Source organism: Oceanisphaera litoralis, from assembly GCF_016907015.1.
Lineage (GTDB): Bacteria > Pseudomonadota > Gammaproteobacteria > Enterobacterales > Aeromonadaceae > Oceanimonas > Oceanimonas litoralis.
In genome coordinates this window covers 97,473-109,594 of record NZ_JAFBBE010000006.1, presented here as the reverse complement: position 1 = coordinate 109,594, position 12,122 = coordinate 97,473, and the positions used below count along the sequence as shown (strand labels likewise).

Sequence of the window (12,122 nt, the reverse complement as noted above, 5' to 3'; positions counted from 1 at the left end):
TAACATCAGATGAGGGGCGATAAGTGTTGTCGATGAGCGTTCGCCTTGTGCAAAAAGTGTGCGCTTTTATTGCTGCGGCCATTTGCGCCGGACAAGGTTCTACTGCATAATACGCGCCTAAAAACTGATGTGCGGTGTGTCGGTACTCTTCACATGCTCCGTCTACTTCTTTAATCAACCATAAAAGTTGCATCATGTCCGAATTATCCAAATACAGAAACATTGGTATCTTCGCTCACGTTGACGCGGGTAAAACCACGACCACCGAGCGTATCCTCAAGCTGACCGGTAAAATCCACAAGTCGGGCGAGACTCACGATGGTGAATCTACTACCGACTTCATGGAGCAGGAAGCCGAGCGCGGTATTACCATTCAGTCTGCAGCCGTAAGCTGTTTCTGGAAAGACCACCGCTTCAACGTTATCGACACCCCCGGACACGTTGACTTCACCGTTGAAGTTTATCGTTCTCTGAAAGTGCTGGATGGCGGCATCGGTGTATTCTGTGGTTCCGGCGGTGTTGAGCCCCAGTCAGAAACCAACTGGCGCTATGCGAACGACTCGGAAGTTGCGCGTATCATCTTCGTCAACAAGCTGGACCGTATCGGTGCCGACTTCCTGCGCGTGGTTCAGCAGACCCGTGACGTGCTGGCCGCCAACCCCATCGTGATGGTGCTGCCTATCGGTGTTGAAGACGAGTTCAAGGGTGTTGTTGACCTGCTGACCCGCAAGGCCTGGATCTGGGACGAAAGCGGAGAAGCCGAAAACTACCACATGGAAGACGTGCCGGCCGACATGGTTGACATGGTAGAAGAATACCGTGAAATGCTGGTTGAAAGTGCCGTTGAGCAGGACGATGACCTGATGGAATCTTACATGGAAGGTGTTGAACCCTCCATCGAAGACATCAAGCGTTGTATCCGCAAGGGTACTCGCAACCTGGCGCTGTTCCCGACCTACTGTGGTTCTGCCTTCAAGAACAAGGGCATGCAGCTGGTACTGGACGCCGTGGTTGACTACCTGCCCAACCCGGTAGAAGTTGATCCGCAGCCGCTGACCGACGAAGAAGGTGTTGAGACCGGTGAATTCGCCATCGTTGATGCCGACGCGCCGCTGAAAGCGCTGGCATTCAAGATCATGGATGACCGTTTCGGCGCCCTGACCTTCGTACGTATCTATGCGGGTCGCATCAAGAAGGGTGACACCATCCTCAACAGCGCCACCGGTAAAACCGAACGTGTTGGCCGCATGTGTGAAATGCACGCCGACGAACGTAACGAACTGGAATCGGCCCAGGCCGGTGACATTATCGCCATCATCGGCATGAAGAACGTGCAGACCGGTCACACCCTGTGTGACGTCAAGCACCCCTGTACCCTGGAAGCCATGGTGTTCCCCGAGCCGGTTATCTCCATCGCCGTTGCGCCGAAAGACAAAGGCGGTTCCGAGAAAATGGGCGTGGCCATCGGCAAGATGATCGCCGAAGATCCGTCATTCCGCGTAGAAACCGATGTTGATTCCGGTGAAACCATCCTGAAAGGCATGGGTGAACTGCACCTGGACATCAAGGTAGACATCCTGAAGCGTACCTACGGTGTTGAACTGATTGTGGGTGAGCCGCAGGTGGCATACCGTGAAACCATTACCGCCGAAGTGGAAGACAGCTACACCCACAAGAAGCAGTCTGGTGGTTCCGGTCAGTACGGCAAGATCGACTACATCATCCGTCCGGGTGAAGCCAATACCGGTTTCGTGTTCAAGTCATCCGTTGTGGGTGGTAACGTGCCGAAGGAATTCTGGCCTGCAGTCGAGAAAGGTTTCGGCAGCATGATGAAGACCGGTACCATCGCCGGTTTCCCGGTACTGGACGTTGAATTCGAACTGATCGACGGTGCTTTCCACGCAGTCGACTCCTCGGCCATCGCGTTCGAAATCGCCGCCAAAGGCGCTTTTCGTCAGTCTATCGCCAAAGCCAAGCCGCAGCTGCTTGAGCCGGTGATGAAGGTTGACGTGTTCAGCCCCGAAGACAACGTGGGTGACGTTATCGGTGACCTGAACCGTCGTCGCGGCATGATCAAGGATCAGAATGCCGGCGTGACCGGTGTTCGCATCAAGGCCGACGTACCCCTGTCCGAAATGTTCGGTTACATCGGTTCACTGCGTACCATGACTTCCGGTCGTGGTCAGTTCTCCATGGAGTTCTCGCACTACGCAGCATGCCCGGCCAACGTATCCGAAAAAGTGGTTGCCCAGGTTAAAGAACGCAAAGCAGCTGACGCCAAGAAGTAATTCTGGTTTAACGTTTTAGCCCTTTGATAAAAACCGCTGCCCCGGCAGCGGTTTTTTTATGGCTGAAATAAAGCGTGAGGGGTGAGGAGTGAGGGGTGAGAAGTGAGGGGTGAGAAGTGAGAAGTGATAAGTGAGGGGAGTGAAGTGAGGAGTGGAGTGACTCCGATTAAGTCGGGGAGGAAACGGCGAAACCCGATGGTTTCGCCGTTTCCTTTCGGCTATCAGCGCTGCTGATATTCCCGGATGGATTGCACCATGCCCTCGGCATTCAGGCCCAGTTTGGCCTGTATCTGCTGCTGGCTTCCCTGTTCCACGAAGTGGTCGGGCAGACCCAGGTTCAGCACCGGTACCGGCTTTTTGTTACGCATCAGGCATTCAACCACTGCCGAGCCGGCGCCGCCCATGATGGCGTTTTCTTCCACCGTTACCAGCAGATCGTGATTGGCCAGCAGCGACAGCAGCAGGCCTTGGTCCAGCGGCTTCACGAAGCGCATGTCCACCAGGGTGGCATCAAGTGCTGCGGCGGCGGCTTCGGCTTCCGCCAGCAGGGTGCCGAAGTTCAGTATGGCCACCTTGCTGCCCTGACGGATCGTCCGGCCCTTGCCCAGTTCCAGTGCCGTCATCTGCTCGGCTATCTCGGCGCCGCTGCCGTTGCCACGCGGGTAACGCACCGCCGCCGGCCCCGGATGTCGATAACCGGTGTAGAGCATCTGCCGGCATTCGTTTTCGTCCGCCGGCGTCATGATCACCATGTTGGGCACGGTACGCATAAAGCTCAGATCAAAGGCGCCTTGATGAGTGGGACCGTCGGCGCCGACGATGCCGGCCCGGTCGATGGCGAACAGCACATCCAGGTTTTGCAACGCCACATCGTGGATCAGCTGATCGTAGGCCCGCTGCAGAAAGGTGGAGTAAATGGCCACCACCGGCTTTCTGCCCTCGATGGCCATGCCCGCGGCCAGGGTGACCGCATGTTGTTCGGCGATGGCGACATCGAAGTAGCGCGTGGGAAATTCCCGCGAAAACCGTACCAGGCCGGAGCCTTCGCGCATGGCCGGCGTGATGGCCATCAGCTTGTCATCGGCCCTGGCCATGTCGCACAGCCAGTTGCCGAAAATTGCGGAATAGCTGGGGCCGGAAGCAGGGCTCTTGGGCAGGGAGCTCTCGGCCGGATCGAATTTTGGCACGCCGTGATAGCCGATGGGATCCTGCTCGGCCGGCAGATAGCCCTTGCCCTTGCGGGTCATGATGTGCAGAAACTGTGGTCCCTTGAGCTTGCGCATGTTGCGCAGCGTCTCGACCAGGGTATTGATGTCGTGGCCGTCGATGGGGCCGACATAATTGAAGCCGAACTCTTCGAACAAGGTGCCGGGAATGACCATGCCCTTGAGGTGTTCTTCGGTGCGCTTGGCCAGCTCTTTCAGCGGTGGCAGTATCTCCAGTGCCTTCTTGCCGCCTTCGCGCAGGCTGCTGTACAGGGAGCCGGACATGATCCGCGCCAGGTGATTGTTGAGCGCACCCACATTTTCCGAAATCGACATCTCGTTGTCGTTGAGGATCACCAGCATGTCTTTGCGAATGTCGCCGGCGTGGTTCAGGGCCTCGAACGCCATGCCGGCGGTAATGGCGCCGTCACCGATAACGGCGGCCACCTTGCGGCCCTGTTGTTCCCGACTGGCGGCAATGGCCATGCCGAGTGCGGCCCCTATGCTGGTGCTGGAATGACCGACACTCAGGGTGTCGTATTCGCTCTCGCCCCGCCAGGGAAAGGGGTGCAGCCCCTGATACTGACGGATGCTGGCCATGCGTTCGCGCCGGCCGGTGAGGATTTTGTGCGGATAGGCCTGGTGGCCGACGTCCCATATCAGACGGTCGAAGGGGGTGTTGTAGACGTAGTGCAGGGCCACGGTCAGTTCTACCACGCCGAGGCCGGAGGCCAGGTGGCCGCTGCTGCGGCTGACCGAATGCAGCAGGTAGGATCTCAGCTCGTCGCACAGGGTGGGCAGTCGATCCTGGGGCAGGCTGCGTAGCTCGTCGGGCAGGTTGGCCAGCGCCAGGGTCGGGTAATCGGCAATATTCAGACTCATAAGCTTATTATTGTCCTCGCCCTAAAAATCGCGTTTAACGATGTAGTGGGCGAATGCTTCCAGTGTTTGAGTAGGATAGGGGATATCGGACAGCGCCGACAGTGCCTGCCGGTGCAAGTCGTCCGCCAGCCCGCGGGCGCCGTCGAGGCCGAGCAGGGCCGGATAGGTACTTTTCTGCTGCACCAGATCCTTGCCCTGGGTCTTGCCCAGGGTCTGGGTGTCGGCGGTGATATCCAGAATATCGTCCTGCACCTGAAACGCCAGGCCGATGGCGTCGGCATAACGGCTGAGCGCCGTCAGGTGGGCTTCTTCCATGTTCTCGGCACAGAGCGCGCCCAGGCGGATGGCGGCACGGATAAGTGCCCCTGTCTTGTGGCGGTGCAGGCTTTCCAGCGTACCGAGGTCGATGACCTTGCCTTCGCACTGAATATCCATCACCTGGCCACCGCACATGCCGCCATAGCCGCTGGCCCGGGCCAGCTCCTGCACCATGCGCAACTGGCGCTCGGCACTCAGGCCGTTCTGCTGCCGGCTGAGCAGTTCGAAGGCCAGCGCCTGCAGGGCGTCTCCGGCCAGGATGGCGGTGGCCTCGTCGAAGGCCTTGTGGACGGTCGGCTTGCCCCGGCGCAGGTCGTCGTCGTCCATCGCCGGCAGATCGTCGTGGATCAGCGAATAGGCGTGAATGCACTCTACCGCGGCGGCGGCGGCGTCCAGCGCCGGGGCATTGGTTTGCCCCAGCAGTTCGCCACTGGCATACACCAGCATGGGACGCACTCTTTTACCGCCCTGCAACAGGCCGTATTCCATGGCGGCCTTCAGCTCGGGGGCCCGGTTGTCGAGGTTTGAGACGGCCGTGACGAGCACCCGCGTTATGCGCTCGTGGTAGTGCTGCTGCAATTGAAGGAACTCCATCTCAGCGTTCCTCCCGACCCGGCGTAAAGGCCACCAGTTGTTCTTCATCCTGCTGTAGCAGTATCTGTACCTGTTGCTCGGCCTGAGTCAGCCGCAGCTGACCGGCGCGCACCAGTTGAATGCCCCGTTCGAATGACTTGAGCGACTGCTCCAGACTCAGATCACCCTCTTCCAGCTGGTTGACCAGATTTTCAAGTTCAGCGAGGGCACTTTCAAAATCCATATTTTCCGGTTTTTTGGTAGCCACGGGCATCCTCTGTCATTAGGCGGCAAAATGGGGGGCAATAGTACCATTCTCGTCCCGCGTTTGGCGAAACTTATAGAATCGTTCGGTGGCCGATTGACTGCCAGGGGTTCAGAAAATAGGGAGACGGCCGATAACACCGACGCCAACAGCGACAAGCCAAGGTGTAACAAGGTAATATTGGCGTCGTTTATGTCCGCAATTACATGAAATAAATAACCAATGAGGATCTCGCTTTGGATCTGGCAACCATTATCGGATTGATCGGTGGAATGGCCTTTGTCGGCATGGCCATGGTGCTGGGGGGCGACTTCAGCGTCTATGTGGATGTGCCATCGATTTTTATTGTGCTGATCGGCTCCCTTTTCGTGGTGATGATGAAATTCAACCTGGGCCAGTTTTTTGGGGCTGCCAAGGTGGCGGCCAAGGCCTTCATGTTCAAGCTGGAAAAACCCGAAGACTTGATCGAACGGGTCGTGGTGCTGGCCGACTCGGCCCGCAAGGGCGGTTTTCTGGCGCTGGAAGAGGCGCAAATCACCAACCCTTTCCTGCAAAAGGCGGTGGATATGCTGGTAGATGGCCACGAGCAGGATGTGGTGAAGGCGGCCCTGGAAAAAGACATAGACCTTACCGCCGAGCGCCAGGAGCAGGGGGCAAAAATCTTTCGGGCGCTGGGGGATGTGGCGCCGGCCATGGGCATGATTGGTACCCTTATCGGTCTGGTGGCCATGCTGGCGAACATGGATGACCCCAAGGCGATAGGCCCGGCCATGGCGATAGCGCTGCTGACCACCCTCTACGGTGCCATGCTGGCCAACATGGTCGCCCTGCCCATTGCCGACAAGCTTGAACTGCGCTCCGGGGAGGAGCGGCTCAACCGCACCCTGATCCTGGATGCGGTGCTGGGGATTCAGGACGGACAGAATCCGCGGGTGCTGCAGGGGTTGCTGGAAAACTATCTGGCCGAGACCAAGCGGCCGCAGGAGGAGTAGTGGCCAGGAAGCGCAAGTCCGCGGCGGCGGGAGCCCCGGCCTGGATGGTAACCTTTGCCGATCTGGCCACCGTACTGATGAGTTTTTTCGTCTTGCTGCTGGCCTTTGCCGAAATGGACGTACTCAAGTTCAAGCAGGTGGCCGGCAGCATGAAATACGCCTTCGGGGTACAGAGCCAGCTGGAAGTGACCGAAATTCCCAAGGGTACCTCGGTCATTGCACTGGAGTTTCGCCCCGGCCAGCCTCAGCCCACGCCCATCGACGTCATCATGCAGCACACCACCGACTCGACCCAGGCAGAGCTGGATTTTGAGCCCGGTGAAGAAGACAGATCGGCCGGACAAAGCCGCGAAAACGGCAACTTGAGTGGTGCAGAGCAGTACGAGATGTCCCAGACCGAGCCGCAAATCATGGTACTGGCCGAGGCGCTGGCCGAGGCGCTGAATGAATCAATCGAGCAGGATGCGCTCGAGATAGAGGCGCTGGGGCAGCAGGTGAGTATCCGCATCAAGGAGAACGCCTCCTTTTCGGCAGGTTCTGCCTTCTTGCAACCCCAGTTCTGGCCGGTGGTGCGCCAGATTGGCAAACTGCTCAAGGATATTCCCGGCGAGATCCTGGTGTCCGGCCATACGGATGATCTTCAGACCCGTAACGAGCTGTTTCGCTCCAATTGGGAACTGTCGTCCCAGCGGGCGTTGGCGGTGGCTGAGCAACTGCTACGGGTGGAGGGCTTTGAGGACGAGCGTATGGTGGTGCTGGGGATGGCCGGAACTCGGCCGCTGGAGCCTAACGATACCTCCGAAAACCGGCGTCGCAACCGGCGGGTGGAGATTACCATTTCTCAGGGAAAGCCCAAATTTACCGCGCCGCTGGAGTTGTTCTCGCCGCAGTAAAATAGGCAGGGGAAGGCGTGAGGCAGCTGTTATTATTTGAGCAAAGGCCCGGCATTGTCGTGTATAATGCCGGGTTTAACGCTTTCTGCTTTATTTATCAACACCTTGGCTTTTGGTTGTTTCACCGGGGGTCATATGGGGGTCAAGAATCCCCAGTTTTCTGGCCAGCTCGTCACGGTATCCCGGGTTCTCGTCGGCTACCCATTTGGCGTACACCTTCCTGATCATCCCCCAGTCTGCATGGCCCATTTGTCTGGCCAGATAAGCGGGGTGCGCGCCGACCATCAGCATCATGGAAGCGTAACTGTGCCGAAGTTGGTATGCCTCCCGGTAGGTCAGTCCGGCCCGGCGCAGTAAATCCGCCCACGCCTGGTGGGTGGTCAGCAATGTGGGATCTCGGTACGGTTTATTGTTCGAACTGAGAAACACCCGGCGCCGCGGTTCGGTGCGGGTCTTGTTGTGCAGCAGTCTGATCTCGTCTTTCCGTGCCGGCAACATGAAGGTCAGCTCCCGCTGCCGTTTCAGTATCGCCACCGCCGGTGGTAACAGATCCACGGTGCGGACGCCGGCCGCCGTCTTGGGTGGCTTGATATGTCCGCCCCGGCTCAGGCTGTAGCGGATCCGCATTGTGCCCGCCTCCAGATCCACATCTTCCCAGGCCAGCGCCTTTAACTCCCCCGGCCTGATGCCCGTCCAGAATAACAGGCCCACCATCTGCCGGGCGGGCTCGGTCTTGCAGCTGTCTTGCAGTCGGGTCAGCTCGTCCTGGGTGAATGGCTCGACCGCGACGGGATCGCTTTCGGCGCTGGACTGACGCAGTTTGCGCAGCCGGACAAAAGGCGACTGCTCCAGGTGACCGTCTCTGATGGCCTCGTCTATCACGGCCCGCAGTCGGGTGAAGTAAAGCCGGACCGTGGTTGCCTTGCGGGTGGTCAGCGCATGGCTGCGTACCTGCTCCAGATCCCGATGGCTGATATCGCGCACATCGCGATCCAGCAATCGGTGTGACTCCAGCAGCGCCACCACGGTTTCGAGCCCCCTCTGACTGGAATGGGACAAGTCGAACTTTCTGGACTCCCGGTACTGATTGAAGTAGTCGCGCAGGGTGCGGTTGACGATGTTGTACCTGGGGTCGTCGGGCAGGTGCTTGTGCCAGAAGGCGGCCTCGTCGGCAGTAAAGTTGCCGGTCTGCACGTCGATTTTCATGGCCGACAGTTTGTTGCCGGCGTAGAGAATGTTGGCCTCGGTGGGCGGCAGGCCCAGCGACTTGCGCACCGGGGTGGTGCGCCCCGGCACCTTGAGGGCGATACGCAGCCGCCCCTTGTGTATGTGTACCCCCGGCGTGGCATCCAGCAGCCGGGCGACCTTGGTGGTGAGTTTCATGTTTCGGATTCTCAGTGTTGCCCGCGTGCCATGTGCTCCCGCAGTGCGCGCAGGTTGACGATGTAGCGGTTGTTTTCCATTGCCCAAACGACACCCTCGGGATAGACGCCGCGGCGGAATCGTTGAGCGAGGGCGGGGGAGTTGAGTCCCATGATATTCGCCGCCTTCTTGATGGTCATCCAGCCTTGATCGCCGCCGGACTCCCTAAGCATAGACACCTCTTGCTGTAACTCGCTCAGCTGTTGCTTGAGGGAGGCCATGTCTTGGATGGCTATTTGCATCTGATAAAACTGGTCGGCCAGAACCTGGCCCATGTTGATATTGGGGGTCATTGGTGTTCTCCGTGCATGAAAAAGCCGCCTGAGTGGCGGCTGATTAAAAGGGGGTTGCCTTGCCCTATGCGGGCTGGGCTTGCGCCTGGGCTATCCGCTGCAAGGCCTGGCGGCCCTGTTCGTTGTAGATAAAGGTCTCGACTTGCTTGGCGCTGTGCCGGGACTGGCTCAGTCTGAACTCGCCGTGCCGCTCGTCCTTGAGCCGGTGCTTGTTGGCCAGCCGTCCGATGGCCTGGGCGCTCAGTCCCAGATCCTTGCCAATATCGGTGGCGGTAAAGCCGGGTGCCGATGGTGGCTCCGGTATCTCGACCCCCAGCGGGGCCAGTAGTTTGGCCACCGCCGCCAGCTTGGCCGCGCCGCTTAGCGTGTCCGATTTTACCGTGGCCACCAACTCCCTGATTAGTTCCTCGTCCTGAACCCAGTCCAGTTGCTCCATGCGCACCTCCCGACCCTGATTGTTCAGCATAGTAGAGGGGTGCGCGGTTGTCAGGCTTTCGCTGCCAGGGCCAGCAGCGTGGCCCCGATGATGATCAGCAGGGCGATGCCCTGCACTTGTTGCCTGGTCACCCGGCGCAGGGGCCGGTGTAGGGTTCGAGTTCGGTCATGGCAGCCACCTCGATGGTGCTGGATGGTTGGGCTTCAGTACAAAGAAAACCCCAGAGCCCGCGCCAAGTGCCGCAAACAGATAAACGGTGCGCCAGAATTCGTTCCAGGTGTACGGGTTACAATCCCAGGCGATAAACGAGAAGGCGGCATATATCATCACCGGGCCGCCCAGCAGGGCGGCGAACAGGGTGAGGGCGATGCGTTTGGTCACTGCGCCTCCTTGCGGATGCGGTCGGCGTAATGCTTTGCGATAGCCACCAGCGTTGGCTTGTGGATGCTGTCGCGATGGACGGATGCCGCGAAGCTTTCGATGGCCTGGGCCTTTACCTCGGCCAGGTTAGCGCCGGGTGATTGCGACAAAGGCAAAAGCCACTCTTCAAACCTGCCACCCTCGGTTAGATCGCCCCACGGTGCGATCTCGCCATTCCCGTGTAGCCCAGTGACACCCTCGCTACTCGCTATCAGGTCGTCGAAACACTCTGTCAGCGACGCAGCGTGCGCCGCCAGCGCATCCCGCTCGGCTACCAGCTCCCGCGCTCGCTCCACCACCTCATCCTGCATCAGCTTGCCGTGGGGGTCGCCGATGGCTTCGCGGATCTGCTGCAGGGCCAGCATTTGGATCAGCTCATTGCTATCACTCATGTGAATTCCTTGTCTCAATTATTCGTATTTTTGAGACAACACCGAAGCCTTGTCTCAATTTATGATGTTGTTGAAACAGGGCGATGGCTCGCCCCGTCGGGTTCAGGCGTTCGGCTGGGGCTCGATGCCCAGCACGAACAGTACCCAGTTCTTGCCGAAGCAACGGCCGATGGCCTCGATAATGGCGCCGCTGGTCTGGCGGTAGCCGAGCTCGTAGTTCTTGAGTGTGGTAAAGGGCATGTCGCCCAGTCGCCGGGCCATTTCCGGCCGGCTCAGTTTGTGCGCCTCGCGCAGGGTGCGGATTCTGCTGCCTATGGTCATGCCATTACCTCCCGACGGACGTGCATAAACTGGGGCAGGGTGCCCGGCTGGGGTTTGCCGTGTGAGCCGGCCGCCTTCCAGCAGGCGGCCTCCCGTGCCTGGCACCAGGCCACTTTTTTCGGGCTCTTGGTCATGTGGCCGGCCTTGTGCCACTTGCGCGCCGCCTGGTCATACCGGCCGTCGCGCTCCTTGTTGGCGGCGTCCCGCGCCACTCTCATGTAATGCACGTCAAGCATGTTTTCTGGTTCCCGTTACGCGCTGGTAGATGCTCTCCAGTCGCTTACTGTCTTCGGTGCGGCGCTCGGCTATCAGCCGCTGGGTGTCTTCCCCGACGCCGGTAGCCTGGGTGATGGCCGGGACCGTGGCGCCCAGCTCCTGACATAACATGACCGCCAGGGTGGCGCGCCTGTCCTTGACGGTCTGGCCGATGATGGTGGGCGTGGGGCGCGGGCCGATGGCCTCGCACTGGCTGCCGGGCTCCTGCCACACGCTCATGGTCTGGTTGATGACGTTCTCAATCATGACGGCCGCCCTTACATGTCGGTGACGCGCAGATCGGCGTCGGTAATATCGCCGCCCTGCACCTGGTTGACCTTGTACAGCCAAGCGTCGGTGAAGTCCTTGGCTTGACGGGAGATCTTGAGCCCGCCCTTGGGTGAGGCGCCCATCTGGGTGGTGCCGGTGGTGTCGTCCAGGGTCAGCAGGGCGCCGCGGCCGGAGTTGTGCATGTACAGCAAGGCGCGGCCTTCGCTGATATCGCCGGTCTCGGTGTTCTGCATCTTGATGGCGTCGGGCCACAGGATGATGTTCTGCACGCCGTCACTCCACAGCCGGGTAAAGGCGCCGTTGGCATTCTTCACGCCGGACACATAGGCCTCCTTCTTCAGCGCGTCTATGGTGGCGCCCTGGGTCTTGAGCTGGCTACGATACTCCTTGGCCTCGCGCAAAAGACGCTCGTTGCGGGTGGTGAGTTCGGCGTTTTTCTCCTTGTTGCGCTTGATCTGCTCTTTCAGCTTCTTCGGATTCTCGCCGCCCTTGAGCTGGTTCAGCTCTTTCTGCACGGCGGCCAGGTTGGCTTTGGTCAGATCGTGGGTGTGGCGCAGCGATACCGCGGCCTTGGCGATGGGCTCTATCTTGGTGATGGCCTCCATGTCGCGGGCGTGGCGCGCTTCAAACTGGGCGGCGCGTTCCTCCAGCTGCTTGATGATTTCGGCCTGGGCGGCGTTCTCGGACAGCAGTTGCTCGTTGTAGTCGGCCAGGCGTTCCATTTCCACCACTTCCAGGTTGTGGCGGTTGATGGCCAGCTCCAGCAGATCGGCCATGTCGAGCTGGGCCTGGAGCTTGGTGATTTGGGTGTTCAGATTGGGCTGGGCAGTCATTGCGTGTCCCTTCCGTGAGTTGGTTGATATCGACGGCGGCCCT

Annotated in this window: 15 protein-coding genes; 3 read left to right on the top strand and 12 right to left on the bottom strand. The window is 59.5% G+C overall.

Annotated features, from left to right (window positions below; all coding sequences use genetic code 11):
* Positions 1-194 precede the first annotated feature (194 nt).
* The gene (gene fusA / locus HNR62_RS05405) at positions 195-2,288 is read left to right on the top strand and encodes an elongation factor G (RefSeq protein ID WP_204795074.1); all 2,094 of its coding nucleotides are present in this window, start codon (positions 195-197) and stop codon (positions 2,286-2,288) included.
* Positions 2,289-2,509: 221 nt separating this feature from the next.
* Here fusA and dxs read toward each other — a convergent pair whose 3' ends face one another.
* The 3 genes from dxs to xseB are packed head-to-tail and all read right to left on the bottom strand — an operon-like array spanning position 2,510 to position 5,534.
* The gene (gene dxs, locus HNR62_RS05400; RefSeq protein WP_204795073.1) at positions 2,510-4,375 is read right to left on the bottom strand and encodes a 1-deoxy-D-xylulose-5-phosphate synthase; all 1,866 of its coding nucleotides are present in this window, start codon (positions 4,373-4,375) and stop codon (positions 2,510-2,512) included.
* Positions 4,376-4,396: 21 nt separating this feature from the next.
* The gene (gene ispA, locus HNR62_RS05395) at positions 4,397-5,287 is read right to left on the bottom strand and encodes a (2E,6E)-farnesyl diphosphate synthase (protein WP_204795072.1); all 891 of its coding nucleotides are present in this window, start codon (positions 5,285-5,287) and stop codon (positions 4,397-4,399) included.
* 1 nt (position 5,288) lies between these two features.
* A complete protein-coding gene (xseB, locus tag HNR62_RS05390) occupies positions 5,289-5,534 on the bottom strand; it encodes an exodeoxyribonuclease VII small subunit (protein ID WP_420827138.1) in 246 nt (81 codons plus the stop codon).
* A 233-nt stretch (positions 5,535-5,767) separates the two neighbouring features.
* Between xseB and pomA the strand changes: the two genes are divergently transcribed.
* Positions 5,768-6,523: a flagellar motor protein PomA gene (gene pomA, locus HNR62_RS05385; protein ID WP_204795070.1), complete on the top strand. Its 756-nt coding sequence runs from the start codon at positions 5,768-5,770 to the stop codon at positions 6,521-6,523.
* A gap of 44 nt (positions 6,524-6,567) precedes the next feature.
* A complete protein-coding gene (locus HNR62_RS05380; RefSeq protein ID WP_239552617.1) occupies positions 6,568-7,416 on the top strand; it encodes a flagellar motor protein MotB in 849 nt (282 codons plus the stop codon).
* A gap of 90 nt (positions 7,417-7,506) precedes the next feature.
* Here the strand turns inward: HNR62_RS05380 and HNR62_RS05375 are convergent, their stop codons facing one another.
* The 9 genes from HNR62_RS05375 to HNR62_RS05335 form a co-directional block, all read right to left on the bottom strand.
* Positions 7,507-8,799: a tyrosine-type recombinase/integrase gene (locus tag HNR62_RS05375; RefSeq protein ID WP_204795068.1), complete on the bottom strand. Its 1,293-nt coding sequence runs from the start codon at positions 8,797-8,799 to the stop codon at positions 7,507-7,509.
* A gap of 11 nt (positions 8,800-8,810) precedes the next feature.
* Complete coding sequence (locus HNR62_RS05370; protein ID WP_204795066.1) at positions 8,811-9,131, bottom strand: hypothetical protein; 321 nt, start codon at positions 9,129-9,131, stop codon at positions 8,811-8,813.
* A 64-nt stretch (positions 9,132-9,195) separates the two neighbouring features.
* Positions 9,196-9,567, bottom strand: a complete 372-nt coding sequence (locus tag HNR62_RS05365; RefSeq protein WP_204795065.1) for a hypothetical protein — start codon at positions 9,565-9,567, stop codon at positions 9,196-9,198.
* A 165-nt stretch (positions 9,568-9,732) separates the two neighbouring features.
* Positions 9,733-9,948 (bottom strand): hypothetical protein, encoded by a 216-nt coding sequence (locus HNR62_RS05360; protein ID WP_204795064.1) that lies wholly within the window; start codon positions 9,946-9,948, stop codon positions 9,733-9,735.
* Positions 9,945-10,379, bottom strand: a complete 435-nt coding sequence (locus HNR62_RS05355) for a hypothetical protein (protein ID WP_204795063.1) — start codon at positions 10,377-10,379, stop codon at positions 9,945-9,947. The genes HNR62_RS05360 and HNR62_RS05355 overlap by 4 nt, the downstream gene beginning before the upstream one ends.
* Before the next feature lie 102 nt (positions 10,380-10,481).
* Entirely contained in the window at positions 10,482-10,700 is a 219-nt protein-coding gene (locus HNR62_RS05350; protein WP_204795062.1) for a helix-turn-helix domain-containing protein, read from the bottom strand.
* Complete coding sequence (locus HNR62_RS05345; RefSeq protein WP_204795060.1) at positions 10,697-10,936, bottom strand: ANR family transcriptional regulator; 240 nt, start codon at positions 10,934-10,936, stop codon at positions 10,697-10,699. The genes HNR62_RS05350 and HNR62_RS05345 overlap by 4 nt, the downstream gene beginning before the upstream one ends.
* Complete coding sequence (locus tag HNR62_RS05340; RefSeq protein WP_204795059.1) at positions 10,929-11,222, bottom strand: hypothetical protein; 294 nt, start codon at positions 11,220-11,222, stop codon at positions 10,929-10,931. The genes HNR62_RS05345 and HNR62_RS05340 overlap by 8 nt, the downstream gene beginning before the upstream one ends.
* An 11-nt stretch (positions 11,223-11,233) precedes the next feature.
* Positions 11,234-12,079 (bottom strand): hypothetical protein, encoded by an 846-nt coding sequence (locus tag HNR62_RS05335; protein ID WP_204795057.1) that lies wholly within the window; start codon positions 12,077-12,079, stop codon positions 11,234-11,236.
* Positions 12,080-12,122 lie beyond the last annotated feature (43 nt).